General features: G+C 70.5%; 26 protein-coding genes and 1 tRNA gene. 15 read left to right on the top strand and 12 right to left on the bottom strand.

Going from position 1 to position 24,992, the window contains the following annotated elements; genetic code table 11:
• Window positions 1-8 precede the first annotated feature (8 nt).
• Window positions 9-956, top strand: a complete 948-nt coding sequence (gene glk / locus G537_RS0130895; protein ID WP_026873332.1) for a glucokinase — start codon at window positions 9-11, stop codon at window positions 954-956.
• Entirely contained in the window at window positions 953-2,137 is a 1,185-nt protein-coding gene (locus G537_RS0130890) for an aminotransferase class V-fold PLP-dependent enzyme (RefSeq protein WP_026873331.1), read from the top strand. Before glk ends, G537_RS0130890 begins: the two co-directional genes overlap by 4 nt.
• 11 nt (window positions 2,138-2,148) lie before the next feature.
• On the opposite strand, the gene G537_RS0130885 is transcribed toward G537_RS0130890, so the two are convergent.
• Complete coding sequence (locus tag G537_RS0130885; protein ID WP_026873330.1) at window positions 2,149-2,565, bottom strand: secondary thiamine-phosphate synthase enzyme YjbQ; 417 nt, start codon at window positions 2,563-2,565, stop codon at window positions 2,149-2,151.
• Between the two features lie 84 nt (window positions 2,566-2,649).
• Here G537_RS0130885 and G537_RS0130880 point away from each other — a divergent pair, with 84 nt between their 5' ends.
• Both G537_RS0130880 and G537_RS0130875 read left to right on the top strand, forming a co-directional pair.
• The gene (locus G537_RS0130880) at window positions 2,650-3,789 is read left to right on the top strand and encodes a DUF3095 domain-containing protein (protein ID WP_034853657.1); all 1,140 of its coding nucleotides are present in this window, start codon (window positions 2,650-2,652) and stop codon (window positions 3,787-3,789) included.
• Window positions 3,789-4,169, top strand: coding sequence for a cupin domain-containing protein (locus G537_RS0130875; RefSeq protein WP_034853549.1), 381 nt, complete (start codon window positions 3,789-3,791; stop codon window positions 4,167-4,169). Before G537_RS0130880 ends, G537_RS0130875 begins: the two co-directional genes overlap by 1 nt.
• On the opposite strand, the gene ade is transcribed toward G537_RS0130875, so the two are convergent.
• On the bottom strand, window positions 4,117-5,823 hold the full coding sequence (gene ade / locus G537_RS0130870; protein ID WP_026873327.1) for an adenine deaminase: 1,707 nt from the start codon (window positions 5,821-5,823) through the stop codon (window positions 4,117-4,119). The two genes, G537_RS0130875 and ade, sit on opposite strands and share 53 nt — an antisense overlap.
• A gap of 185 nt (window positions 5,824-6,008) precedes the next feature.
• Here ade and G537_RS42555 point away from each other — a divergent pair, with 185 nt between their 5' ends.
• The 3 genes from G537_RS42555 to G537_RS0130855 all read left to right on the top strand — a co-directional run bounded on the left by G537_RS42555 (window position 6,009) and on the right by G537_RS0130855 (window position 9,382).
• Window positions 6,009-8,519, top strand: coding sequence for a response regulator (locus tag G537_RS42555; protein ID WP_051249345.1), 2,511 nt, complete (start codon window positions 6,009-6,011; stop codon window positions 8,517-8,519).
• Window positions 8,509-8,901, top strand: coding sequence for a response regulator (locus G537_RS0130860; protein WP_026873326.1), 393 nt, complete (start codon window positions 8,509-8,511; stop codon window positions 8,899-8,901). The genes G537_RS42555 and G537_RS0130860 overlap by 11 nt, the downstream gene beginning before the upstream one ends.
• A gap of 166 nt (window positions 8,902-9,067) precedes the next feature.
• A complete protein-coding gene (locus tag G537_RS0130855) occupies window positions 9,068-9,382 on the top strand; it encodes an Hpt domain-containing protein (RefSeq protein WP_026873325.1) in 315 nt (104 codons plus the stop codon).
• A 6-nt stretch (window positions 9,383-9,388) separates the two neighbouring features.
• Here the strand turns inward: G537_RS0130855 and G537_RS0130850 are convergent, their stop codons facing one another.
• From G537_RS0130850 to G537_RS0130840, 3 genes are read right to left on the bottom strand one after another with little or no spacing between them, the layout of a single operon-like run.
• Window positions 9,389-9,808, bottom strand: coding sequence for an OsmC family protein (locus tag G537_RS0130850; RefSeq protein WP_026873324.1), 420 nt, complete (start codon window positions 9,806-9,808; stop codon window positions 9,389-9,391).
• Window positions 9,809-9,864: 56 nt separating this feature from the next.
• Complete coding sequence (locus G537_RS40935; protein WP_211230563.1) at window positions 9,865-10,581, bottom strand: DUF1194 domain-containing protein; 717 nt, start codon at window positions 10,579-10,581, stop codon at window positions 9,865-9,867.
• Between the two features lie 55 nt (window positions 10,582-10,636).
• Entirely contained in the window at window positions 10,637-11,554 is a 918-nt protein-coding gene (locus G537_RS0130840) for a LysR family transcriptional regulator (RefSeq protein ID WP_026873323.1), read from the bottom strand.
• 128 nt (window positions 11,555-11,682) lie between these two features.
• Here G537_RS0130840 and G537_RS0130835 point away from each other — a divergent pair, with 128 nt between their 5' ends.
• The 5 genes from G537_RS0130835 (at window position 11,683) to G537_RS0130815 (ending at window position 15,657) form a co-directional block, all read left to right on the top strand.
• On the top strand, window positions 11,683-12,786 hold the full coding sequence (locus G537_RS0130835) for a 4-oxalomesaconate tautomerase (RefSeq protein WP_026873322.1): 1,104 nt from the start codon (window positions 11,683-11,685) through the stop codon (window positions 12,784-12,786).
• A gap of 56 nt (window positions 12,787-12,842) precedes the next feature.
• Complete coding sequence (locus G537_RS0130830; protein WP_026873321.1) at window positions 12,843-13,856, top strand: ABC transporter substrate-binding protein; 1,014 nt, start codon at window positions 12,843-12,845, stop codon at window positions 13,854-13,856.
• A 7-nt stretch (window positions 13,857-13,863) separates the two neighbouring features.
• Window positions 13,864-14,694 (top strand): ABC transporter ATP-binding protein, encoded by an 831-nt coding sequence (locus G537_RS0130825; protein ID WP_026873320.1) that lies wholly within the window; start codon window positions 13,864-13,866, stop codon window positions 14,692-14,694.
• Complete coding sequence (locus G537_RS0130820; RefSeq protein WP_026873319.1) at window positions 14,678-15,454, top strand: ABC transporter permease; 777 nt, start codon at window positions 14,678-14,680, stop codon at window positions 15,452-15,454. The genes G537_RS0130825 and G537_RS0130820 overlap by 17 nt, the downstream gene beginning before the upstream one ends.
• Before the next feature lie 126 nt (window positions 15,455-15,580).
• Window positions 15,581-15,657: transfer RNA gene (locus tag G537_RS0130815), tRNA-Arg, on the top strand.
• A gap of 110 nt (window positions 15,658-15,767) precedes the next feature.
• Here G537_RS0130815 and G537_RS40930 read toward each other — a convergent pair.
• The 5 genes from G537_RS40930 to phnX form a co-directional block, all read right to left on the bottom strand.
• On the bottom strand, window positions 15,768-16,910 hold the full coding sequence (locus G537_RS40930) for a TIGR03364 family FAD-dependent oxidoreductase (RefSeq protein WP_034853545.1): 1,143 nt from the start codon (window positions 16,908-16,910) through the stop codon (window positions 15,768-15,770).
• A gap of 11 nt (window positions 16,911-16,921) precedes the next feature.
• Window positions 16,922-18,637, bottom strand: coding sequence for a putative 2-aminoethylphosphonate ABC transporter permease subunit (locus G537_RS0130805; RefSeq protein WP_051249343.1), 1,716 nt, complete (start codon window positions 18,635-18,637; stop codon window positions 16,922-16,924).
• A gap of 13 nt (window positions 18,638-18,650) precedes the next feature.
• Window positions 18,651-19,724, bottom strand: coding sequence for a putative 2-aminoethylphosphonate ABC transporter ATP-binding protein (locus tag G537_RS0130800; protein ID WP_026873317.1), 1,074 nt, complete (start codon window positions 19,722-19,724; stop codon window positions 18,651-18,653).
• A gap of 51 nt (window positions 19,725-19,775) precedes the next feature.
• A complete protein-coding gene (locus tag G537_RS0130795; RefSeq protein ID WP_026873316.1) occupies window positions 19,776-20,795 on the bottom strand; it encodes a putative 2-aminoethylphosphonate ABC transporter substrate-binding protein in 1,020 nt (339 codons plus the stop codon).
• Window positions 20,796-20,907: 112 nt separating this feature from the next.
• Window positions 20,908-21,738 (bottom strand): phosphonoacetaldehyde hydrolase, encoded by an 831-nt coding sequence (gene phnX / locus G537_RS0130790; protein ID WP_026873315.1) that lies wholly within the window; start codon window positions 21,736-21,738, stop codon window positions 20,908-20,910.
• A 103-nt stretch (window positions 21,739-21,841) separates the two neighbouring features.
• On the opposite strand from phnX, the gene G537_RS40925 reads away from it, so the two are divergent.
• Window positions 21,842-22,750, top strand: a complete 909-nt coding sequence (locus tag G537_RS40925) for a LysR substrate-binding domain-containing protein (RefSeq protein ID WP_051249342.1) — start codon at window positions 21,842-21,844, stop codon at window positions 22,748-22,750.
• Here the strand turns inward: G537_RS40925 and G537_RS0130780 are convergent.
• On the bottom strand, window positions 22,747-23,124 hold the full coding sequence (locus tag G537_RS0130780) for a YciI family protein (RefSeq protein ID WP_026873314.1): 378 nt from the start codon (window positions 23,122-23,124) through the stop codon (window positions 22,747-22,749). The genes G537_RS40925 and G537_RS0130780 overlap by 4 nt on opposite strands.
• A 74-nt stretch (window positions 23,125-23,198) precedes the next feature.
• Window positions 23,199-23,453: a sulfurtransferase TusA family protein gene (locus tag G537_RS0130775; protein ID WP_026873313.1), complete on the bottom strand. Its 255-nt coding sequence runs from the start codon at window positions 23,451-23,453 to the stop codon at window positions 23,199-23,201.
• Between the two features lie 89 nt (window positions 23,454-23,542).
• Between G537_RS0130775 and G537_RS0130770 the strand changes: the two genes are divergently transcribed.
• Both G537_RS0130770 and G537_RS0130765 read left to right on the top strand, forming a co-directional pair.
• Entirely contained in the window at window positions 23,543-23,953 is a 411-nt protein-coding gene (locus G537_RS0130770) for a Ros/MucR family transcriptional regulator (RefSeq protein WP_026873312.1), read from the top strand.
• A gap of 202 nt (window positions 23,954-24,155) precedes the next feature.
• Window positions 24,156-24,992: a GNAT family N-acetyltransferase gene (locus G537_RS0130765; protein ID WP_051249341.1), complete on the top strand. Its 837-nt coding sequence runs from the start codon at window positions 24,156-24,158 to the stop codon at window positions 24,990-24,992.

The following is a 24,992-nucleotide window of genomic DNA, read 5'->3' as shown; positions in this document are numbered from 1 at the left end:
GGCCCGCCATGCCTGAGCCTCTCGCCCTCATCGCCGATCTCGGCGGCACCAACGCCCGCTTCGCCCTGGCCGATGCCAGCGGCACGCGGGACACCAAGATCCTGCACGCGGCCGATTACCCGACCTTGGCCGACGCCGCCCACGCCTACCTCAACATGGTTCGGCCCGCGGCCGTTCCGCGCCAGGCGGCGATCGACGTGGCCAGCCCGGTCACCGGCGACCGGGTGCAGTTGACCAACGCCGCCTGGTCCTTCTCGATCGCAGCCCTGAAGTCGGATCTGGGGCTGGAGCGGCTCGAGGTGATCAACGACTTCACCGCCGTCGCGCTCGCGGTGCCCTATCTCGACGAAGGCGACCGCAGCCAGATCGGCGGCGGCGCGCCGGCGGAGGCGCCGATCGGCGTGCTCGGTCCCGGTACGGGCCTCGGCGTCTCCGGCCTGGTGCCGAACGCCGGGCGCTGGGCCGCGCTGGCCGGCGAGGGCGGGCACGTCACCATGGCCGCGGCGACCGAGCGCGAGGCCGCGGTGCTGGACCGGCTGCGCCACCGTTTCCAGCATGTCTCGGCCGAGCGGGTGCTGTCCGGCATGGGGCTGGTCAACCTGTACGAGACGCTGGCCCAGCTCGACGGCGTCGACCCGGTGGTGCGCGACGCGGCGGCGGTCACCGAGGGCGCCCGGACCGGCGACCCGCACTGCGCCGAGGCGGTGTCGATGTTCGCCTCGATGCTCGGCACCATCGCCGGCAACCTGGCTCTGACCCTCGGATCGCGCGGCGGCGTCTACATCGCCGGCGGCATCGTGCCCAAGCTGGGATCTCTGTTCGACCAGGCGCTGTTCCGGCAGCGCTTCGAAGCCAAGGGCCGGCTGAGCAGCTTCGTCATCGGCATTCCGACCTATCTCGTCACCCATCCGCTGCCGGCCTTCCTCGGGCTGCGTTCGGTTCTCGGCCTCACATGACGCTCGACCTCGATCGGCTGCGCGCCGATACGCCCGGCTGCGCCCGGGTGCTGCATCTCGACAATGCCGGCGCGGCCCTGCCGCCGCAGCCGGTGCTCGATGCGATGCTGGACCATCTGCGGCTGGAAGCGGAGGTCGGCGGCTATGCCGCCGCGGCCGAGGCCGAGCCGCGCCTCGAAGCCGCCTATGTCTCGATCGCCCGGCTGATCGGCGCTGAGCCGGACGAGATCGCGATGATGGAGAACGCCACCCGGGCCTGGGACATGGTGTTCTACGGCCTGCCGTTCCGGCCGGGCGACCGGATCCTGACCGCCAAGGCCGAATACGCCTCCAACACCATCTCCTACCTGCAGGTGGCGCAGCGGACCGGCGCGGTGGTCGAAGTGGTTCCGGACGACGAGGCCGGCCAGCTCGACGTCGCGGCGCTGGAGCAGGCCGTCACGGCCGCCGATCGCGGACCGGTGCGGCTGATTGCGGTCAGCCACGTCCCGACCAATGGCGGGCTGGTGAACCCGGCCGCGGCGATCGGGAAGATCGCACGCGCGCATAATATCCCCTATCTGCTCGACGCCTGCCAGGCGGTCGGCCAGATGCCGGTCGATGTCGAGGCGATCGGCTGCGACATGCTCTCGGCCACCGCCCGCAAGTTCCTGCGCGGGCCGCGCGCGGTCGGCTTCCTCTATGTCCGGCGGTCGATGCTGGAGCGGATCGATCCACCCTTCCTGGATCTCTACGCGGCGGAGATGGTGTCGCCCGACCGCTATGTGGTCCGCCCCGACGCCCGCCGCTTCGAGAATTTCGAGCGCAACTTCGTCGGCATCGTCGGCATGGGCGCCGCGGTCGACTACGCCCTCGCCCTCGGCCTCGACGCCATCCGCGACCGCGCCCGGGTCCTGGCCGACCGGCTGCGCGGCGGCCTCTCCGCCCTGCCCGGCGTCACGGTGCGCGACAAGGGCGCCGAACGCTCGGCCATCGTCAGCTTCACCAAGGCGGACGAGCCGGCGGAGATACTGCACAAGCGGCTGCGCGCGGCGGGCATCAACACCAGCGTCACCCGCCGCCGCTCGACCATGTTCGACATGACCGACCGCGGCCTCGACGCGATGCTGCGGGCCTCGCCGCACTACTACAACAGCGAGGACGAGATCGACCGGTTCGTGGCGGCGGTGGCGGCGGGCTGACGGCCGGCGGCCTACTCGCCCAGCAGATGCAGCACGACCTCGCGCCGATGCGGCCGCCGGCGGTGCTCGAACAGGTAGATCCCCTGCCAGGTGCCGAGCACGAGCCGGCCTGAGGCGACCGGGATCGAGAGCTGCACCTGGGTCAGCGCCGTGCGGATATGCGCCGGCATGTCGTCAGGCCCCTCGGAATCATGAATGTAGCGATCGCCTTCGGGCGCGATCCGCTCGAAGAACGCCTCCAGATCCGCGCGCACGTCCGGGTCGGCGTTCTCCTGGATCAGCAGCGAGGCCGAGGTGTGCCGGGAGAACACGGTCAGGAGGCCGGTGCCGATCCGCCGCGCCTCGACCCAGGGCCGGACCTGTGGGGTGATCTCGACCAGCCCCTTGCCGTGGGTGGCCACCTGGAGAGTGTGGAGGAACTGCTGCATGGGCCCACCATGCGTCGAGCGATGCCACGGATCAACGGCAGCGACAGGATGGCGGATCCCCGCCCGATCGGCGAGAATGCGCCCATGGCCGACGATGAGTTCTATCCGCAGGTGCCGGTGTTCGACGGCTTCGCCCGGCTGACCGACACGGCGCTGTACCGGCCGCTGCCGGAGGATTGGGTGATCGGGCTGTCCGACGTCGTCGCCTCCACCGCGGCAATCCGGGCCGGGCGGTACAAGAGCGTCAACGTCGCCGGCGCGGCGCTGATCGCCGCCGTCTCGAACGCCCTCCTGCAACGCGACTTCCCCTTCACCTTCGGCGGCGACGGCGCCGCCTTCGCCCTGCCGTCCGGCGACGCCGAGACCGCGCGCACCGCGCTGGCCGCCACCGCCGCCTGGGTGCGCGACGAGCTGGGCCTGACCCTGCGGGTCGGGCTGGTGACGGTGGCCACGATCCGCACCGCCGGCTGGGACGTGCGGGTCGCGCGCTACGCGCCGTCGCCGAACGTCACCTACGCCATGTTCATGGGCGGCGGTCTGGCCTGGGCGGGGCGCGAGCTGAAGGCCGGCGCCTTCGCCGTTCCGCCGGCGCCGCCCGGCATCCGGCCCGACCTGACCGGCCTGTCCTGCCGCTGGCAGGAGTTCTCGGCCCGGTACGGCGTGGTGGTGTCGCTGATCGCCACCCCGGCGGTGGCCGAAGGCGAGGCCGGGTTCCGCGAGCTGGTCGGCGACATCCTGCGCATGACCGGGCGCGAGAGCGAGGCCGAGCACCCGATGATCGATCTCGGCCGCGGCCCGGCCTGGCCGCCGCCGGGGCTGGATCTCGAGGCGCGGGCGTCGCGCACGCCCGGCCAGCCGCTGCTGTGGCGCAAGCTGGCCGTGGCGTTGCACAGCCTGGCCGGCTGGGCGGTGTTCCGCTTCGGCATCCCGGTCGGCCGCTTCCAGCCCCGGCGCTACATGCGCGAGATGGTCGCCAATGCCGATTACCGCAAATACGACGACGGGCTGCGCATGACGCTGGACTGCACCCCGGCCCTGGCCGACCGGCTGGAGGCCCGCCTGCTGGCCGCGGAGCAGGCCGGCATCGCCCGCTTCGGCCTGCACCGGCAGGATTCGGCGATCGTCACCTGCTTCACGCCGTCGCCGCTGCGCCACGACCACATCCATTTCGTCGACGGCGCCGCCGGCGGTTATGCCGCGGCCGCGTCCCGGCTGAAGTCGTGATGAAGGCCGGCAACCTGTTCGACGGCCTGCCGCGGGAGGCGGCGGAGGAGCAGTTCACCCCCCTGCTGCAGGCGGCGGGCTTCGTGCTGGAGCGCATCGTCTCCACCGGCCAGGCCAGCCCGCCCGGCTTCTGGTACGGCCAGGAGCGGGCGGAATGGGTGGTGCTGCTGCGCGGCTCGGCCGGGCTGCAGTTCGAGGGCGAGCCCACGCCCCGCACCCTGCGCCCCGGCGACTGGGTTCACATCCCGGCCCATGCCCGCCACCGCGTCGCCTGGACCGACCCGGACCAGCCCACGGTCTGGCTTGCGCTGCATCACGACGGGGCGGCTAGGCGGCGATCAGCTCGAACCGATCCACATCCACCAGCCCGCGGTCGGTGATCTTGAGATGCGGGATCACCGGCAGCGGCAGGAAGGCGAGCTGAATGAACGGCTCGGGCAGCGGGCAGCCCATGTCCCTGACCGCCCGCCGCAGCGCCCGCAGTTCCTCCGCCACCCGCTCGAACGGCTCGAGGCTCATCAGCCCGGCCACCGGCAGCGCGATCTCGCCGGCCACCCGGCCGTTGCGGACGGCGACGAAGCCGCCCTGCAGCTCGATCAGCCGATTCACCGCCGCCGCCATGTCGGCGTCATTGTCGCCGACGACGCAGATGTTGTGGCTGTCATGCCCGACCGAGGAGGCCAACGCGCCGCCGCGGAAGCCGAAGCCCCTGACGAAGGCGCGGCCGACATTGCGGTTCACCCCGTGCCGGGCGAAGACGCAGATCTTGAGGATGTCCTGGTCCGGGTCGGGGTGGCGGCAGCCGTCGCGCCAGGGCAGGGTCGCGGTCAGCGCCGCGGTGATGATCTTGCCCGGGATCAGGCCGATCACCGGGCCGGTGGGGCCGGAGGCCCGGACGGGGAAGTCGTCCGCCGAGACCGGATCGAGCCGGACCGAGCCGAGGCCGACCGGGACCGGCGCCGTCCGGCCCTCGAAGATCCCCGGCCCGACGATCCGGCCGGCGCTGACCACCTGCGACACGGCGCAGTCTTCGAGGTCGTCGAGCAGCACCAGATCGGCGCGGCGGCCGGGCGCGACCAGGCCGCGGTCGCGCAAGCCGAAGCCCTGGGCCGCCGACCAGGTGGCGGCGCGGTAGACATGGGCCACCGGCGCGCCGCTGCGGATCGCCGAGCGGATCAGATGGTCGAGATGACCTTCCTCGGCGATGTCGAGCGGGTTGCGGTCGTCGGTGCAGAAGCCGAGCAGCGGCGAGGTCTCGGCCGAGATGAGCGGCGCCAGGGCGTGCACGTCCTTGCTGACCGAGCCGTCGCGGATCAGGATCTGCATGCCCTTGCGCAGCTTCTCCAGCGCCTCCTCCCGCCCGGTCGTCTCGTGGCAGTTGCGGATGCCGCAGGCGAGATAGGCGTTGAGCGGCCTGCCGGTCAGCAGCGGTGAATGGCCGTCGATATGGGCGTCCTGGAAGGCGGCCAGCTTCTCCAGCACCGCCTCGTCCTTGGCCAGGAGGCCGGGGAAGTTCATGAACTCGGCCAGGCCGATCACCTTGGGATGGCCGCGGTGCCGCACCAGATCGGCGGCGTCGAGCCGGGCGCCTGCGGTCTCCAGCTCCGTCGCCGGCACGCAGGAGGAGAGCTGGACCCGAAGGTCCATCGCCGTGCCGAGGCCGGCGTCGAGGAAGTAGCGCAGCCCCGTCTCGCCCAGCACGTTGCAGATCTCGTGCGGGTCGCAGATCGCGGTGGTGGTGCCGCGCGGCAGGACGCAGCGGTCGAACTCCGCCGGCGTCACCAGGGTCGATTCGCAATGCACATGGGTGTCGATGAAGCCGGGCACCACCACCTTGCCGCGGCCGTCGATCTCGACCGCGCCGGAGTAGTCGGCGCAGGTGCCGACGATGCGGTCGCCACAGATGGCGACATCGCCCTCCAGCAGCGCGCCGGTGATCACGTCGAGGGTGCGCGCGCCCTTGATCACCAGATCCGCCGGCGCATGGCCCAGCGCCTGGTCGATTCGCTTCCCGAGTTCCACCGTCCCGCTCATGCCGTCTCTCCTGCCGGGGCGACAGCGTAGCAGGAACGAAGGCCGGAGTGCCTGTCTTCGAAATATATCGAATTTTAGTTGAATTATCCCTACTCTCCGCCCGGCGGCGACAGCGGCGCCGCTTTGAACTATCACCTGATCAGGCGGCCGATGGCCCCGGGGGACGATCGGGAGACGCGTGGGGAATGGAGAAGTTTCTGGGCTCGGTCCGCTCGATCGTTCTGCTCGCAATTCTCGGCTTCCTGCTGTTCTTCGGCACGGCCGGCTGGCTCGGCAAGCAGTTCCTGGCCGACAACGCCCGCACCCAGGCCTGGGTCGACCACACCAATCGGGTGATCAACACGATCTATGAGGCCCGGCTGAACATCGCGCGGGCCCAGGCCTTGAGCCGCGGCTTCGTCATCACCGGCAACCCGCGGGATGCGGCGGTCGCGGAGGACAGCGCCCGGCTGGCCACCGACGGGCTCCTGGAGCTGCGCAATCTGACCGCCGACAATCCCGAGCAGGTCCGGCGCTTCGACGAAGCCGCGCTCAGCGCCGAGCAGATCCTGGTCACCAACGACCGGATCATCGCCGCCGTCCGGCGCGGCGATCTGGAGGGCGCCGGTTCCATCGTCCGGGAAGCCAACGACCAGGCACCGGCCTTCCGCGCCGGGATCGAGGAGGCGGTGGCGGCCGAGAAGGCGTTGCTGGCGCAGCGCCAGGCGGCGACCGAGGCGACGCTGCGGCGGATCATCTGGCTGCTGGCCGGCATCGCCGCGCTGGCGGCGCTGTGCGGGCTGCTGGCCGCCTGGGCGATGTCACGCCAGGTGCGCACCGACCAGCGGCGCTACCGCGAGCTGGAGCGGGCCAAGCTGGAGAGCGACGCCGCCGCCCGGGCGCTGGCCGAGAGCCGGGCGCAGCTGCAGGCGGTGCTGGACAGCGCCCGCGACCCGATCCTGGTGGTCCGTCAGGACGGCACGGTCGAGCTGGCCAACCGCGCCTGCGGCGAGGCCTTCGGCGTCGCCGGCGGCAGCCTGGCCGGGACCGACATCTCGGAGCTGGTGCCGGCCCTGGCCGGCGGCGCCCATCCGGCCGGCGAGGTCACGGTGACGCGGCGCGACGGCGGCAGCTTCCCGGCCGAGATCTCGACCGGCGTGTTCGACCGCGACGGCCGCGCGATGTCGGTCTGCATCCTGCGCGACATGACCGAGCGGCACCGGCTGGACCAGCTGAAGAACGAGTTCGTGTCGACGGTGAGCCACGAGCTGCGCACGCCGCTGACCTCGATCCGCGGCTCGTTGGGGCTGATCGTGGCCGGGGCGGCGGGACCGCTGCCGGACAAGGCGAAGTCGCTGCTGGAGATCGCGCACAAGAACAGCGAGCGGCTGGTCGGGCTGGTCAACGACATCCTGGACATCGAGAAGATCGAATCGGGGCGCATGGAGTTCCGGCACGACCGGCTGGAGGCCGCGGCGCTGGTCGAGCAGGCGGTCGAGGCCAACCAGGCCTATGCGGCGCAGCACGAGGCCGAGTACCGCATTGCCGCCCGGCCGGACACGCCGCTGCCGGTGCAGGGCGACGCCGACCGGCTGATCCAGGTGCTGACCAATCTGCTGTCGAACGCGGCCAAGTTCTCGCCGGCCGGCGCCGCGGTGGAGGTCGCGGTCGAGGCCGTCGGCCGCCAGGTGCGGGTCAGCGTGCGGGACCATGGCCCCGGCATTCCGGAGGAGTTCCGCAACCGCATCTTCCAGCGCTTCGCCCAGGCCGACGCCAGCGATATCCGGCGCAAGGGCGGCACCGGCCTCGGCCTGTCGATCGCCAAGGCGATCGTCGAGCGGCACGGCGGCCGCATCGGCTTCGAACCGGCCGAGGGCGGCGGCACCTGCTTCTGGTTCACCCTGCCGCTCCTGGCCGAAGCGCCGGAGACGGCGGCCGTCGCCGGCGACGCCCGGCGCCGGGTGCTGATCTGCGAGGACGATCCGGACGTCGCGACCCTGCTGGGCCTGATGATCGAGCAGGACGGCTGGCGGGTCGACATCGCCCGCGATGCCGAGACGGCGCTGGAGAAGGCCCGCACCGGGCAGTACGACGCGATGACCGTCGACCTGCTGCTGCCCGGCATGGACGGGATCACCCTGATCCGCCGGCTGCGCGCCGACCCGGCAACGGCGGATCTGCCGATCGTCGTCGTCTCCGCCACCGCCCAGGACGGCAAGCGCGAGCTGAACGGCGATGCGCTCAATATCGTCGACTGGCTGGACAAGCCGATCGAGCAGCTGCGGCTGCGGGCGGCGTTGCGCCAGGCCGGGCTGCGCAGCCGCAACGGCCGCGCCCGCATCCTGCATGTCGAGGACGACGACGACGTGATCCAGGTGGTCGGCGCCATCGTCCGCGACGAGGCGGAGATCGTGCCGGCGCGGTCGCTGCGGGAAGGCCGGCAGAAGCTGGCGGAGCAGCGCTATGATCTGGTGATCATCGATGTCGGGCTGCCCGACGGCTCCGGCCTCGAGCTGCTGGAGACGATCAACGCCCGCACGCCGCGGGAGCCGGTGCTGATCTTCTCGGCCCAGGATTCCAGCGCCGCCTACGCCAGCGCGGTTTCGGCCTCGCTGGTCAAGAGCCGCACCGACAACGAGCAGCTGCATCAGACCATCACCGCCCTGATCAACGGCCTGATCCAGGACAAGCAAGGAGGCCCCCGCTATGGCCGATGAGGTGCTGACCCGCATCCTCTACGTCGAGGACGATGCCGATATCCGCTCGGTCGCCGGCTTCGCGCTGGAGGCGGTCGGCGGCTTCGTCCTGGCCGCCTGCGCCTCGGGCGAGGAAGCGCTGGCCCAGGCCCCCGGCTTCGCGCCGCAGCTGCTTCTGCTCGACGTCATGATGCCGGGCATGGACGGGCCGGAGACGCTGGCGGCGCTGCGGGCCCTGCCCGGGACCGCGGCGACGCCGGCGGTGTTCATGACCGCCAAGGTGCAGCCGCAGGAGGTGGCGCGCTACCGCGCCCTCGGCGCCATCGAGGTCATCTCCAAGCCCTTCGACCCGATGACGCTGTCCGACGAGATCCGCGCCATCTGGGCCAGGCGTGACGGCTGAGTCACGCTTGTGAAGATCTCCAACCCTCCCTTCTTGTCATCACCGGGCTTGACCCGGTGATCCAGGGGCCATCGAGAGCCGCTCTTGCCGCCCTGGATGCCCGGGTCAAGCCCGGGCATGACAGAAAAGGGGGATGTCCTGGTGGGATGGGATCGGGAGCAGGTCGATGACCCAGGACGCGCTGCAGGCCCATCTCGACCGGCTGCGGGCGAGGTTCGCGGCCGAGCTGCCGCGGAAGCTGGCCGAAGCCGAGGCCTTGCTGGCGGCGCTGCAGGGCGGCGACGGCGAGGCGCTGAAAGGCCTGCGCTTCATCGCGCACCGGCTGCACGGCACCGGCGGGACCATGGGTTTCGCCGCCCTCTCCCGGGCGGCGGCCGCGCTGGAGGCGCGGCTCGATGCCTGCCTCCGGGCCGGCGGTGCCGGGCCGGAGGACACCGCGGCGATCGCACAGGGGCTGGCGGCGCTGAAGGCGGCCGCCTGACCCGCCTCAGGCGGCTTCCACCACCTCGATCTCGGCAGTGATCTCGGCCACCTTGCCCAGCATGATCGAGGCCGAGCAGTACTTCTCCTTCGACAGCGCCACGGCGCGCTCGACCTTGGCGCGGTCGAGGCCGCGGCCGGAGACGATGTAGCGCAGGTGGATCCTGGTGAAGACCTTGGGGTCGGTCTCGGCGCGCTCGGCCTCGACCTCGACCCGGCAGTCGGCCACCGGCTCGCGCCCCTTCTCCAGGATCATCACCACGTCGAAGGCGGTGCAGCCGCCGAGGCCGAGCAGCAGCATCTCCATCGGACGCACGCCGAGGTTGCGGCCGCCATGCTCCGGCGCGCCGTCCATGACCACGGCGTGGCCGCTGCCGGATTCGCCGAGGAAGGTGCGGCCTTCCACCCAGGTGACGCGGGCTTTCATCTGCTGTGCTCCAGGAACCGATTCGACGCGCACCGTAGCAATCCGGCGCCCCGCCGTCAGCCGGGCGGCATCGCCGCCGACTCCGGCGGCCGCTCGGCGATCTCCAGGATCAGCTTGCGCACCACCGCCTCGGTGAAGCGGGCATCGGCGTCGGCGGTGATGACGAAGGCGCCGGGGCCGCCGATCACCTGGTCGCGGAAGAAATCCTCCAGCGCGCCGCCCCAGCCCGGCCGGCCGCCGCGCGACAGCACGGCGAGGCCGTTGATGGTGATGCCGGCGGCCAGCGCCTCGGCCCGCACCTCGGGCAGCGGCCGCCCGCCGCGCTGCCCGGCATCGGCCGAGACGTCGATCACGCGGCGCAGACCCTGATGGCTGTTGCCCTCGATCAGCCGCTTCGACAAGTCGATGGCGTTGCTGATCGAGTTCCAGCCGACCGCCCGCCGCGGCGCCGCCATCAGCGCCTGGCCGAAGGCGGCGGCGCTGTCGGGCCCGTCGATCACGGTCCAGTCGACGATGACGTGCTGCGAGTCCGCCCCGCCCCATTCGACGAAGGCGACCGCGATCCGGCCGGTGGCCCCGCCGCGGATCGCCTGCTGCACCCGAGGGTCGGCCAGCGCCCTGGCGTAGCCTTCGCGCTGCAGCCGCAGTTCCTCGTCGTCGATCGAGCCGGATCCGTCGGTGGCGAAGACCAGCTCGACATCGACATCGAAGTCCTGCGCCGTGGCCGGGGCCGCGCACAGCGCCAGGGTCAGGGCGAGACCGCGATGCAGCACCGGCACCTCCCGAATGGACAGGATCGCGCCAGCATCCCGGCTCGCCGCCCGGCTGTCAAACAGCGCGGCCGGGCGGCGCGTCTCCGTCTCGCCACGCCGCCAGCAGCATCTGGTGGAATTTCTGCGCCGCCGGCGCCAGCTGCGAGCCGCGGCGGCGGATGATGCCGATGGTGCGATGGATCTCCGGCCCCACGATCGGACGGCGGACCAGGAGTGGATGGTCCTCCGCCGGCGTCGCCAGGCGCGGCAGCACGGAGATGCCGAGCCCCGCTTCGACCAAGCCGAGCGAGGTCGAAAGATGCATCACCTCGTAGAACCAGTCGAGGCGCTGCCCGGCCTTGCCCAGCGCGGCGTCGATGATCATCCGGTTGCCGCTGCTGCGCCCCACCGTGATCAGGCGGTAGGGCGCGAGATCCGCCCAGGTCACCGTCTCGTGCCCGGCCAGGTCGTGGTCACGCCGGCAGGCGAGCACGAAGGGATCGTCGGCCAGCGGTTGGAACTCGATGTCGGGATGGGTCGATCCGAGCATGCTGATGCCGAACTCGACCTCGCCCCGAGCCACGCTCTCCAGCCCCTCATTGGCACCGTGGTCTATGATGCGAAACCGGATCTTCGGGAACTCGCTGTTGAAGCGCCGGATCACCGACGGCAGAAAGTAGAAGGCCGCGGTCGGGATGCAGGCGATCGTCACCAGGCCGGACTGGCGTTCGCCGATGTCGCGGATGCGCAGCACCGAGGATTCGAACTCGTCCAGCAGCCGCCGGGCGTTCGGCAGGAATTCGCGGCCGACCGCGGTCAGCGCCACGTGGCGGGTGGTCCGCTCGAGCAGCGGCACGCCCAGCATCTCCTCCAGCTTCTGCAGCCGCCGGCTGAGCGCGGATTGCGACAGATGCAGCGCGTCGGCCGCCTTGTTGAAGCTGCCCATATCGGCGATCGCCATGAAGGCGCGCAGATCCTGGAGATCGAGATTCATCTCATTTCCGCATCAATTGCGTCAATCTTTGCAATTCACCGATCGATCGATTGATCGCAGTATCGCATCAGATCGGCCGACTGATGCAAGTTTTGCGCGCCGGTTGCCTCTTCGGAGCGATGCGGATCATGAGCGACTACTGGCGCATCCCCTGCGTGCTGATGCGCGGCGGCACCTCCCGCGGGCCGTTCTTCCTGGCCAGCGATCTGCCGGCCGATCCTCAGGCGCGCGACCGGCTGCTGGTCCATGTCATGGGCGCCGGCCATCCGCTCGAGATCGACGGCATCGGCGGCGGCCATCCGCTGACCAGCAAGGTCGCGATCATCGGCCGGCCGACCCGGCCGGGCGCCGATGTCGACTATCTGTTCGCCCAGGTGAAGGTCGCCGAGGCCCAGGTCGACACCGGGCCGAACTGCGGCAACATGCTGGCCGGCGTCGCCCCCTTCGCGATCGAGGCCGGGCTGGTCGCGGCGCAGCCGGGCCGGACCACGGTCCGCATCCACAACGTCAACACCGGCACGCTGATCGAGGCCAGCGTCGAGACGCCGCGCGGAGTCCCGGCCTATGACGGCGATGCCCGGATCGACGGGGTGCCCGGCAGCGCGGCGCCGATCCGGCTGACCTTCCTGGACGCGGCCGGCGCCCTGACCGGCCGGCTGTTTCCGACCGGCCGGACCAGCGAGGAGATCGACGGCGTCCGCGCCACCTGCATCGACATGGCGATGCCGCTGGTGCTGATCGAGGCGGCCGCCCTGGGCAAGGCGGGGGACGAATCGCCGGCCGCCCTGGACGCCGACCGGGAGCTGCTGCAGCGGCTGGAATCGATCCGGCGCGAGGCCGGTCGTCGCATGGGCCTCGGCGATGTCGCCGGACGGGTGGTGCCGAAGCCGGTCCTGCTGTCGCCGCCCCGGCGCGGCGGTGCGCTGACCGCCCGCTACTTCATGCCCTCCAGCTGCCATACCGCCCTGGCCGCGACCGGCGGCGTCGGCATCGCCACCGCCTGCGCCATCGAAGGCACCGTCGCCGCGGATATCGCCCGGCCGGCGCGCCTGCCGGTGTCGATCGAGATCGAGCATCCCTCGGGCCGGCTGTCGATCGCCTTGGCCGAAGGCGATGCGCCGCACCGCCCCCGCGCCTCGGTCGTCCGCACCGCGCGGCGGCTGTTCGAGGGGCATGTCTGCGTCCTGAAATCGGTGCTGGCCGAGGCACCGCGCCGGACGGCCATCGCCTGATACGATCAGATCCAAGCCGGCCCCGACCCGGGACCGGCGACCATAGGGAGGATGAGATGAGACGAGCGCTTTTCGCGGCCGTCGCCGGCCTTATGGCCGCTGCCGCGCTGCAGGGCCCGGCCCAGGCGGAGGAGGTCCGCATCAGCGTCGGGTCGTTCAACCTGAACAATCTGCCGTTCCCGCTGACCCGCAGCCTCGGCTTCTACGAGGCGGAGGGCCTCGACGTCACCACCGAGAACTTCAGCTCGGGCGGGTCGAAGGTGCTGCAGGCCCTGGTCGCCGGATCGACCGACATCGCCGTCGGCTTCTACGACCATACGATCCAGATGCAGGCGCAGAACAAGGACGTCGTCGCGGTCGCGCTGCTGGCCCGGAACTCCGGCTTGGTGCTCGCCGCCGGCAAGGAGGCGGCGTTCGACCCGGCCAAGCCGGAAACGATCAAGGGCGCCAAGATCGGCATCACCGCCCCCGGCTCCTCCTCCGACTTCTTCGTCCGCTACTATCTCGACCATCATGGCCTGAGCGCCGGCGATGTCAGCATCATCGGCGTCGGCTCCGGCGCATCGGCGGTGGCGGCGCTGGAGCGCGGCACGGTCGACCTGCTGGCCAACTACGACCCTGCGGCCACGCTGATCGAGGAGCGCGGCGCTGGGCGCATCCTCATCGATGCGCGCACCGATGCCGGGGCCGAGACGGTCTATGGCGGCACCTATCCGACCTCGGTCCTCTACACCACACGGCAGTTCCTGGAGCAGCATCCGGAGACCGTGCAGAAGGTGGTGAACGCGACGGTGAAGACGCTGCGCTGGATGGCCACCCATTCGGCCGAGGAGATCTACGACAAGGTGCCCAGCGACTACGTGGTCGGCGAGCGTGCCAGCTATGTCGCGGCGATCGCCCATGCCAAGACGCTGTTCTCGCCCGACGGCCGGTTCGACCCGGCGACGCTGGAGACGCCGCTGCGCGTGCTGCGCCAGTTCAACGAGGCGGTGCGGGCGGCCCCGATCGATCTGTCCCGGACCTACACCAACGCCTTCGTCGACAAGGCGCTGGCGCAGTATACGCAGTGAGGCGGAGATGAGCGTGCAGACCTTGGCCCGGATCGGGCCAACCTCGCAGACCGACCCGGATGTTCCGGCGGTGCGGATCGAACGCCTGACCATGGCTTTCGGCCGGTTCACCGCGGTCAAGGACCTGTCGCTGGAGATCGCGGACGGCGAGTTCCTGGCCATCGTCGGCCCGACCGGCTGCGGCAAGTCGACGGTGCTGAACGCCGTGGCCGGGCTTTTGACCCCGGCCGCCGGCACGATCGCCATCCAGGGCGAGCCGGTCCGCGGCATCGACCGGCGCATCGGCTACCTGTTCCAGCAGGACGCGCTGATGCCGTGGAAGACGGCGCTGGAGAATGTCGAGCTCGGCCCCGTGCTGCGCGGCGACGACCGCGCCGGCGCGCGGACCCGGGCGCGGGACTGGCTGGCCAAGGTCGGGCTGGCCGGCTTCGAGCAGCGCTATCCGCACCAGCTGTCCGGCGGGCAGAAGAAGCGCGTACAGCTGGCGCAGGCCCTGATCTACGAGCCCGACGTGATCCTGATGGACGAGCCGTTCTCGGCGCTCGACATCCACACCCGCCACCTGATGCAGACCGAGCTGCTGCGGCTATGGCAGGAGCGGCGGCGCGCGGTGGTGCTGATCACCCACGACCTGGAGGAGGCGATCGCGCTGGGCGATCGGGTGGCGGTGCTGTCGGCCGGCCCGTCGAGCCGGCTGGTCGGCACCTTCGACATCCCGCTGAAGCGGCCGCGCAACGTCGCCGAAATCAAGCTGGAACCCCGGTTCCTCGACCTCTACCGGCAGATCTGGACCTGCCTGAAGAGCGAAGTGGAGAAGAGCTATGCCCAGACCCGCTGACCGGCTGATTCAGCTGGCCATCCTGGCCGTCCTGCTCGGCGCCTGGGAGATCGCGACCCGCACCGGGCTTCTCGACGTCTTCTTCTTCCCGGCGCCCTCGGCGATCGGCGCCAAGATCGCCGAATGGACATCCGATGCCGGTTTCCTGCGCCATGTCTCGATCACCCTGACCGAGACCGTTCTGGGCTATCTGATCGGCACGGCGCTGGGCATCGCGCTCGGCATCACCCTGGGGCTGAGCCCCCGGCTGGCGGCCATCCTCGACCCTTTCATCAAGGTGCTGAACTCGGTGCCGCGGGTGGTGCTGGCGCCGCTCTTCATGCTGTGGTTCGGGCTCGGCCTGTGGTCGAAGGTGGCGCTGGCGGTGACGCTGGTGTTCTTCATCACCTTCTTCAACGCCTATCAGGGCGTGCGCGAGGTCAACCGCGCGGTGCTGAACAACGCCCGGATCCTCGGCGCCGGCCGTAGCCAGCTGCTGCGCCACGTCTACCTGCCGACGGCGGCGAGCTGGATTCTGTCCTCGTTGCGCACCTCGGTCGGCTTCGCCGTGGTCGGGGCGATCATCGGCGAGTATCTCGGCTCCTCCGCCGGGCTGGGCCATCTGATCGCGCAGGCCGAGGGCGTGTTCGACGCGACGGGGGTGTTCGCCGGCATCGTCGTCCTCTCCGTCTTCGTGCTGCTGCTCGATCGCGTCCTCGACTGGACGGAGAAGCGGCTGATCACCTGGCGCCCGAACCAGGAGGCGGAGGCCACGACCTGAGGATCCGGCACTTTACGGCTCCTCTCATCCGGCGGAGGGGAGCCGAACGAATCCGGGCTTTGCATCGCCGCCGCTTTGCAGTATGGTCCGCGCCGCTCCGGGCCCTTCGGCCCCGAGTCCAAGGCTGCACTCGTAGCTCAGCTGGATAGAGCGTCGCCCTCCGGAGGCGAAGGTCACAGGTTCGAATCCTGTCGAGTGCGCCATCTTCTTCCGAATGAATCGACAGTTGAACGCCGGGGTGGGCTCGATTCGTCGCACCGTTCCGGCACTTCGTTACAATTGATTCATCCGAGATACCCCGGGCTCTCTCCTGTCACGCCGCGTGGCGTGGGGCCGCGGCGCCGAACAGCTCGGCCACGACCTCCTCGGCGATGGCGAAGCCGGTGCTCATGCCGGTGCCGCTGGTGACCTGGACCACGCGGGTCGCCGCGTCCGGCGCTTCGGCGAAGGCCTCCTCCGGGCCGGAGGGATAGATCCCGACCCAGCGCTCGGCCACCGCAGGATCCGGCACCTGCAGCAGCTCCGCCATATGGCGCAGGATCAGGGCTTCGACCGCCTGCGAGGCGAAGGGGTCGGGCGCGTCGTCGTAGTGATGCGAATCGCCGACCACCAGCGATCCGTCGGCCGACTGCACCACGATCAGGTGGATGCCCTCGGCCAGCGTCTCCGGCACCTCGGCCGCCAGCCGCGCCTTCAGCGCCGCCGCCTCCGGCAGGTCGGCGTAGCCGCGGTAGCGGGCGAAGCTGAGATCGCCCATCACCGCCGCCGGCAGCCGCCAGCCCGGCGCCGCCAGGCGCAGCATCTGCAGCTTGCACAGGGTGGTGCGGCGGCGGGCCATGACCTCCGGGAACAGCGACCGCAGGTCCGGCCCGGGGCAGACCACGACGCGGTCGGCCAGGATCGCCCCGTCGCTGGTCTCGACCCGCGGCGCCTGGACCGCCCGCACCTGGACGCCACGGCGGAAGGCGACGCCATGGGCCGCTTCCAGCCAGGCGGCCAGGCGCGGGATCGCCTCGCGCGGCTCGATCCGCAGCTCGTGCGGGCTCCACAGCCCTCCCAGCAACCCATCGGCCGCCATCGGCAGGCGTGCGGCCATGCCGGCGGCGGTCAGCCGCTCGCAGCCTTGACCCATCTCGGTACGTGCGAAGGCCTCCAGCACGCCCAGCCCTTCCGGAGTCCGGGCCAGGAGGGCGGTGCCGCGATGCAGCACCGGGATGCCGGCCCGCGGCGCCAGCTCGGCCCAGACATCGCGGCTGCGCATCGCCCGGCGCCAGGTCGGGCCGGCCGACTGGCCGGTGACGGTGACGAAGCCGAAATTGCGGATCGAGGCGCCGATGGCGCGCGCCTCGCGGTCGATCACCACCACCCGGCGGCCCTGCCGCGCGGCCGCGAGGGCGTGGGCGAGGCCGAGGATGCCGGCGCCGACGACGGCGAGATCGTAGCGGTCTTGGGTCACGATGGCTCCTTTCAGCGACGGCGCCAGGACTGGGTGCGGGCGAGCAGCCCGCGGGTGGCGGCGAGGTAGACGAGCCGCAGCGCGGCGGAGGTTCCGAACAGCACCATGGCCATGGCCGCCGCCGGGGCGACGTCGCCGGCATCGTCCATGTTCAGCACGGCGATCGCGGCGAGGGTGGTGTCCGGGGCGTAGAGGAAGACGGCGGCCGACACCGTGGTCATGGCGTTGATGAAGAGGTAGAGGGCGATGTCCAGGATCGCGGGCAGGCACACCGGAATGCCGACGCGCAGGAAGGTGCGCCAGGCCGGGACCTTGAGCGAGGCCGAGACCGTCTCGAACTCCGGATCCATCTGCTTCAGCGCGGTGGTCGCGGTGAGATGGGCCACCGAGTAGAAATGCGAGATGGTGCATACCACCAGGATGGTCATCGTGCCGTAGATGAAGCCGAGCGGATTGGCCGGGTTGTTGAAGAAGAAGATGTAGCCGAGGCCGAGCACTAGGCCGGGCACGGCCAGCGGCAGCAACGCCAGCATCTGCACCGCGGTGCGCGCCTTGCCGAAGCCGCGGCTCTTCTCCACCAGCCAGGCGCCGGCGAAGACGATGGCGGTGCCGAAGACGGCGGTCAGCGCCGCCATGCGCAGCGAGTTGCCGTAGCTGGCCCAGCCGCCGCCGTCCATCATGTCGAAATCGTAGTTCTTCCAGGACGGCGTCAGGTTGTAGGGCCAGAACTTGGCGATCGAGGCGAAGAAGGCGACGCCGATCACGCCGATGATGGCGATGGCGATGACGCTGCAGATCGCCAGGAAGGCGAGGTCGACGGCGCGGTTCGGCTTCGGCTCCAGCGGCACGGCGCGGGCGGTCAGCAGCGCCGTCTGGCGGCGTTGCACCACCCGGTCGGCGACGAAGGCCAGCACCGCCGGCAGCAGCAGCACCAGGCCGACCACGGCGCCCATCTGGAAGTTCTGCTGCCCCACCACCTGCTTGTAGATGTCGGTCGCCAGCACGTTGAACTGGCCGCCCACCACCTTGGGCACGCCGAAATCGGTGACCACCAGGGTGAAGATGACGAAGCCGGCGCTGATCAGCCCGTAGCGCGCGCCGGGCAGGGTCACGGTCCAGAAGGTGCGCCACGGGCTGGCGCGCAGGCTCGACGCCGCCTCGTACAGCCGGGCGTCGGACAGCGACAGGGCGGTGACCAGGATGATCAGCGCGTGCGGGAAGGTCCAGAACACCGACCCCATGACGATGCCGATCGGGCCGTAGATCGAATGGCCCAGCATCCAGCCCTTGAGCAGCCCCTGGTTGCCGAACAGGTAGACCAGACTGATCGCGGGCAGCAGCGACGGCGCCAGCAGCGGGATCTGCGAGATGGTGCGGAACACCCCGCGCAGCGGCATGCAGGTGCGGGTCAGCCCATAGGCGAACAGGAAGGCGAGGACCAGGCAGACCAGGGTGCTGATCGCCGCGATCACCAGGCTGTTGCCGATCGAGGCGACCAGGTTGGGCGTGGCGAAGTAGCGGGCGAAGTTGTCGAGGCCGACGAAGGCGCCGTCCCGGGCCTGCACGCTCTTGACCAGCAGCACGGCCAGCGGCAGCAGCACGGTCAGCACCAGCCAGGCGCCGAGGGCAATGATGCCGAACCGCATCAGCCGGTCGTCTCGGTCCAGCATCTGGCGCAGCCCCGCCGTCCGCCCCGGCGGCGGGGCGGGGGTTGCGATCGCTGTCATGGCCGCCTCCCCCTCACGCCGCCCGGGCATAGACCCGGAGCCGATCCGGCGGCAGGCCGACGCGCAGGCGGTGGCCGACCCCGATGTCCATGGCGCGGGCCTCGCCCACCGGCAGGTCGACGGTCAGGTCGAAGGCGGTGCCGGGCACCGCCAGCCGGGCGGCGAAATGGGTGCCGACGAAGTCGAGCGCCGCCACCTCCGCCTCCAGCACATTGGCGCCGGCGCCGCCGAGGTCGCGGATCGCCACCTCCTCCGGCCGGATGCAGACGGTGACGGCCCGGCCGGCGGCGATGGCGGTCGGGGCGCAGCGCAGCCGGGCGGCGCCGATGTCGACCTCCTCCGCCGCCGCGACATGGCCGGCGAAGGCGTTCATCCTGCCGACGAAATCGGCGACGAAGGGGGTTTCCGGCCGGTCGTAGATCGCGGCGGGGGTGCCGATCTGCTCGATCCGGCCGCGATTCATCACCACGATCCGGTCGGACATGGTCAGCGCTTCCTCCTGGTCGTGCGTCACCATGATGGTGGTGATGCCGAGGCGGCGCTGCAGGTCGCGGATCTCGCCGCGCAGCCGGGCCCGCACCCGGGCGTCGAGCGCCGACAGCGGCTCGTCCAGCAGCAGCAGGCCGGGCGCCGGCGCCAGCGCACGGGCGATGGCGACGCGCTGCTGCTGGCCGCCGGACAGCTGCGACGGGTATTTGCGCGCCTGGTCGGCGAGGCCGACCAGGTCGAGCATCTCCGCCACCCGGGCGTCGATCTCGGCCCGCGGCTTGCCGCGGTTCTCGAGCCCGTAGGCCACGTTGGCCCGGACCGAGAGGTTGGGGAACAGGGCATAGGACTGGAACACGATGCCGAAATCGCGCTGGCCGACCGGCAGCCGCGAGATGTCGCGCCCGGCCTGGCGGATCTCGCCCGTGGTCTGGACGTCGAGTCCGGAGATGGCGCGCAGCAGCGTGGTCTTGCCGCAGCCGGAAGGCCCGAGGAAGCAGACGAACTCGCCGGTCCGGATGTCGAGGCTGACGCCGTCCAGCGCGGTGAAGGAACCGAAGCGCTTGGTGACGTCGCGGACGGTCAGATACGGGTCGGTCATCGGGCCCTCCGTTGCAGGGGACGGCCGGTCGCGGGACCGGCCGCCGTCAGCTCAGCTCTTCGGTTCGGACTTGCCGTCGTAGCGGCGGCTCCATTCGGCCAGGATCCGGTCGCGGTTCGCGGCGGCCCAAGTGAAGTCGTTCTTGATCAGCCGCTGCTGCAGATCCGCGGGGACATGCGGCAGGGGCTTGGCATGGCCGGGCACCGCGGTGATGGCATAGCTCTCGGCGTAGAGGTCGTTGGCAGCGCCGGACACGGCCCAGTCCACCAGCTTCTTCGCCGCCTCGGCATGCTTGGTGCCCCTGACCAGCGCGACCGCCTCCATGTCCCAGCCGAGCCCCTCGGACGGGAACACGATCTCGATCGGCGCGCCGTCCTCCTTGGTCTTGTTGGCGCGGTATTCGAAGGACAGGCCGATCGCGTATTCGCCGGCGCCGGCCTGCCGGCACGGCTTGGAGCCGGAATGGACGTAGCTGCCGATGTTCTCGTGCAGCTTGTCCATGAAGGCCCAGCCCTTCTCCTCGCCCATCAGCTGCAGCCAGGCCGAGACCATCAGGTAGCCGGTGCCGGAGGAGGCCGGGTTCGGCATCACGATCTGGCCCTTGTAGGCCGGGTTGGTCAGGTCCTCCCAGCTCTTCGGAGCGGGCAGGCCCTTGGCTTCGGCCTCGGCGGTATTGAAGCACAGGGCCGAGGCCCAGATGTCCATGCCGACCCAGGTCGGCTCGGGCCGCGGGTCGCGGAAGGCCGGCGTCACCTGGTCGAGCCCGGCCGGGGCGTAGCCCTGGAGCATGCCCTGGCTGTCGAGCAGCATCAGCGAGGTGGCGGCCAGCCCCCAGACCACGTCGGCCTGCGGGTTGTCCTTCTCGGCCAGCAGCTTGGCGGTGACGATGCCGGTCGAATCCCGCACCCACTGGATCTCGACATCCGGGTTGGCGGCCTCGAACGCCGCCTCATAGGCCTTGAGCTGGTCGGCCTCGAGCGCGGTGTAGACGGTGATCTTCTCGGCGGCGACGGCGGGGGCCGCCAGAGCCAGCAGGCCGGCGACGCCGGCCAGCAGGACGGAGCGCTTCATTTCCTGAAACCCCTCTGTGAGAACCGGCCGGCGGCCGGTCGGTGACGACGGCGCGGTGGGGTCGTCCCATGACGATCCGTCGACACCGTTGCAATTTGACGAATGTTTGATGTCAGGGCGTCTCGCCGGCGGCGATGCGCGCCTCGATCCGGTCGATCGCGGCCGGCACCTCGGCGATGCCGTCCACCACCTCATGGGCGCCGGCGCCGCGCAGCCGGTCGGCGGCGGCGCGGCGCAGCCCCGCCTGCTGGTCCTCCGGCAGCGCCGCCCATTCCGCCGCGGTCAGCCCGACCTCGTTGCCGGTCACGGCCAGCGCGATGGTCCACATGCCGGCGTTCAGCCCCTCGGCCACGTCGACCACCGTGTCGCCGATCTTGACCGCGGCCTGGACCGGATGGATGTCGAGCTCGATCAGCGCCTTCAGCGCCATCGCCGGGCCGGGACGGCCGGACGGGGTCTCGCCGGCGCAGACGATCACCTCCGGCGCATAGCCCTGCCGGGCCGCCGCCGGGACCACAACCTCCATCACCGGCCGCGGGAAGCCCGTGGTGGTGCCGATGCGGATGCCGCGGGCCCGCAACGCCACCATGGTCTCGACCGTGCCCGGGATCAGCACGGCGTGGCGCTCCACCGCCGCCACCTGCAGCGGCAGGAAGCGGTCGTACAGCTCGTCGACATCGGCCGCGACCGGCGCCCGGCCGTGCACCCGCCGCCAGCAGGCCGCGACCTGCGGCATGTCGAGCAGGGCCCGGATGTGGTCCCATTTCGCGGTGCCCATCGGCAGCCGGGCGGTGGCCAGCGGCACCTCGATACCGACCTTGGCGAAGGCATCGACCAGCGAGGTGATCGGCGCCTGGCAGCCGAAATCGACGGTGGTGCCGGCCCAGTCGAAGATCGCGGCCCGGATCGGGCCGGCGTAGCGGCGGCGGTAGGTGAAGCTCATAGGGGCCCTCCGCTGATGCGGATCGCATCGATGGGATCGGATGGCCTGATTGAGCCAGAAAGGTTATTATTGATCCAATTCATGTTCTCCATGCGATGTATTGATGAGCTCAACACTCAATATCCAGCTCCGCGCCTTCCACGCGGTGGCGACCGAGGGCAGCTTCACCAAGGCGGCGCGGGCGATCGGCGTGTCGCAATCGACCCTGTCGATCGAGGTCAAGGCGCTGGAGCAGCGTTACGGCGTTCAGCTGTTCCGCCGTTCCGGCCGGGCGATCGAGCTGACCCTGCTGGGCGCCGAGCTGCTGACCTACACCAACCGCGTCTTCGCCGCGCAGCAGGAGGCGGCAGAGCTGCTGCAGGGCACCAGCCGGGTGCCGACCGGCACGCTGCGGCTGGGCGCGGACGGGCCGTTCCACGCGGTTCCGCTGATCTCCGCCTTCAGCACCCGTCACCGCGGCGCACGGATCCAGATGACGGTCGGCAACGCCCAGCGGGTGCTGGCCGCGCTGATCGACATCCGCCTCGATGTCGCCGTGCTGGCGCGGGTGCCGGGCGACCCGCAGCTGCATGCGGTGCCGCTGTGGCACGACCCGGTGCATGTGCTGCTGCCGCGCGACCACCCCTTGGCCAGGCTGCGCACCGTGCCGGCGCACCTGATCGCGCAGGAGCGGCTGGTGATGCGCGAGGCCGGGTCGATGACGCGCGAGACGGTGGAGCGCGCCTTCGCCGCGGTCGACCTGCCGCTCACGCCCTGGATGGAGGTGGAGGGGCGGGAGGCGTCGCGCGAGGCGATCGCCGCCGGCCTCGGCATCGGCTTCATGTCGGCCGGCGAGATGACCCCCGACCCCCGCCTGGTCAGCCGCCCGATCGGCGGCTGCCGGGTCGAGATGGACGAATACGTCGTGTGCCTGCGCGAGCGCCAGCGCCTGGCGATCGTCCGCGCCTTCCTCGACATCGCCGCCGAGGCCAGCCGGGCGCGGCGCGAGGCGGCCGCGCCCGGTCGGGGCTAGCCCTGCTGGCTGAGATCCGGGGGCGGCGTGCTGAAATCGACCAGCGGGCGCACCTCGACGAAGCCGATCCGGGCCAGGGGATGCCCGGCCGCGACCTCGGCCGCCTCGTCGATGTCGCGCGCCTCGATCACCACGAAGCCGCCGAGGATCTCCTTGGTCTCCATGAACGGGCCGTCGACCGCCGACATCCTGCCTTCGCGCACCTTCACGGTGCGGGCGCCGTCCGGCAGCTCCAGCGCCTCACCGGCCACCAAATGACCGCTGGCCCTGAGCACCTCGTCATGGGTCGAGCATTGCTCGAGCGCCGCATTGGCCTCGGGGCTGCCGCCGAACAGCGTCTGCGGATCGTAGTAGATGAGGCAGGCATAGCGCATGACGGGCTCCTTCTGTTTGCGCCGTGAATGCCTCTTGTCGTCCGGCGCCGCGAGGATTCGACAGCGGTCCGCGATCAGCCCTTCGGGCCGCGCTCGATCCGCACGCGCCAGCGCGTCCGGCCCTCATCCTCGGGTTCGACCGACAGCACGCGATGCCCGCTTTCCGTCGCCGAGCGGGGAACATTGACCAGTGGCTCGCCGGCATTCAGCCGTATTTCCGCCACTTCGCCGGGTTCCATATCTTCCAGCAGCAGCTTGGTTTTGACGAAAGTGAAAGGGCAGACTTCCGCCGTTACATCGAGTGTCCGGACCGTCGGCTGGTTGCTCATGACACTTTCTCGGATTTCATGGCGATTCGTGTTGCAGTCCAATAGTGGACGACTTATATACCCAACAATCGTGCCGCGGGAGTGTGAACATGAGCAATGAAACGCCGTCCAACGATTTGATGAACCTTACGACTCAAATCGTCGCGGCACATGTAGGAAACAATACCGTCGCGATCTCGGACCTGCCGGGCTTGATCGAGCAAGTCTATCGCGCGCTGAACGGCCTCGGAACTGAGCCGACGCCGGTGGCGGAAAAGCCGCAGCCGGCAGTTCCCATCAAGAAGTCGGTGACCCCGGACTACATCATCTGTCTCGAGGACGGCAAGCAGCTGAAGATGCTGAAGCGGCATCTGAAGACGGCCTACAACATGACGCCCGACGAGTATCGCGAGCGTTGGGGCCTGCCGGCCGACTATCCGATGGTGGCGCCGAACTATGCCAAGCAGCGCAGCAAGCTGGCCAAGCAGATCGGCCTCGGCACCCGCGCCCGGCGGGACTGACCCCGGGTTCGATCTGGAATCGCGGCGGCCCGTCGTCCGACTGACCGCCCGGTTCCCGCCCCGCCCAGGGGAGGCGGCGACCCTGCCCGCGAAATCAGCGCACATTTGTAACCGTTCTGCTTTATAATTGGGCGAGCGTCTTGTGCGGTGACGTGAGAATCGCCGCAGGCGCCTCGGGAGAATTGAAGCGGACGGACGCAGCATGGCAGTCACAACCTTCGTCGATGACCACGGATTCAGCCTGCGTGCGGGCAATCTCGAGGTCCGGCTGGCGGAGACGGAGGAGGAGATCTGGGCGGCCCAGGAGCTGCGCTACGCCGTCTTCTACGAGGAGATGGCGGCCCGCCCCACCGCCGAGATGGCGGCCGCCCGCCGCGACTTCGACACGTATGACGATGTCGCCCACCATTTGCTGGTGATCGACCACGCGCGCGGCAAGGGCCCCCAGGGCGTGGTCGGCACCTACCGGCTGATCCAGCGCGACGGGGCGGCGAAGATCGGTGCCTTCTACTCCGCCAGCGAATACGACATCGCCAAGATCGAGGCCCATCCCGGCCAGATCCTGGAGCTCGGGCGGTCCTGCGTCGCCGGCCCCTATCGCTCCGGCGGCACCATGCAGCTGCTCTGGCGCGGCATCGCCGCCTATCTGTTCCAGCACGACATCGAGATCATGTTCGGCTGCGCCAGCCTGCCGGGGACCGACCCCGACGCGCTGAAGCTGCCGCTGTCCTACCTGTATCACTATCACCTGGCGCCGCCGGCGCTGCGGCCCAAGGCCCTGCCCGAGCGCTACACCGACATGCGCCTACTGCCGCTGGCCGAGATCGACCAGCGAGAGGCGATCGCCGCCCTGCCGCCGCTGATCAAGGGCTATCTCCGCCTCGGCGGCCATGTCGGCGACGGCGCCGTGATCGACGAGCAGTTCGGCACCACCGACGTCGCCATCGTGGTCAAGACCGACCTGGTGACCGAGAAGTACTTCAAGCACTACGAACGCAAGCGTGACCAGGGGCCGGTCCTGGCCTTCCGCAAGGATTGA

The organism is Inquilinus limosus DSM 16000, from assembly GCF_000423185.1.
In the GTDB taxonomy this organism is placed as follows: Bacteria; Pseudomonadota; Alphaproteobacteria; order DSM-16000; family Inquilinaceae; genus Inquilinus; species Inquilinus limosus.
This window is presented reverse-complemented; position numbering and strand designations above follow the sequence as displayed.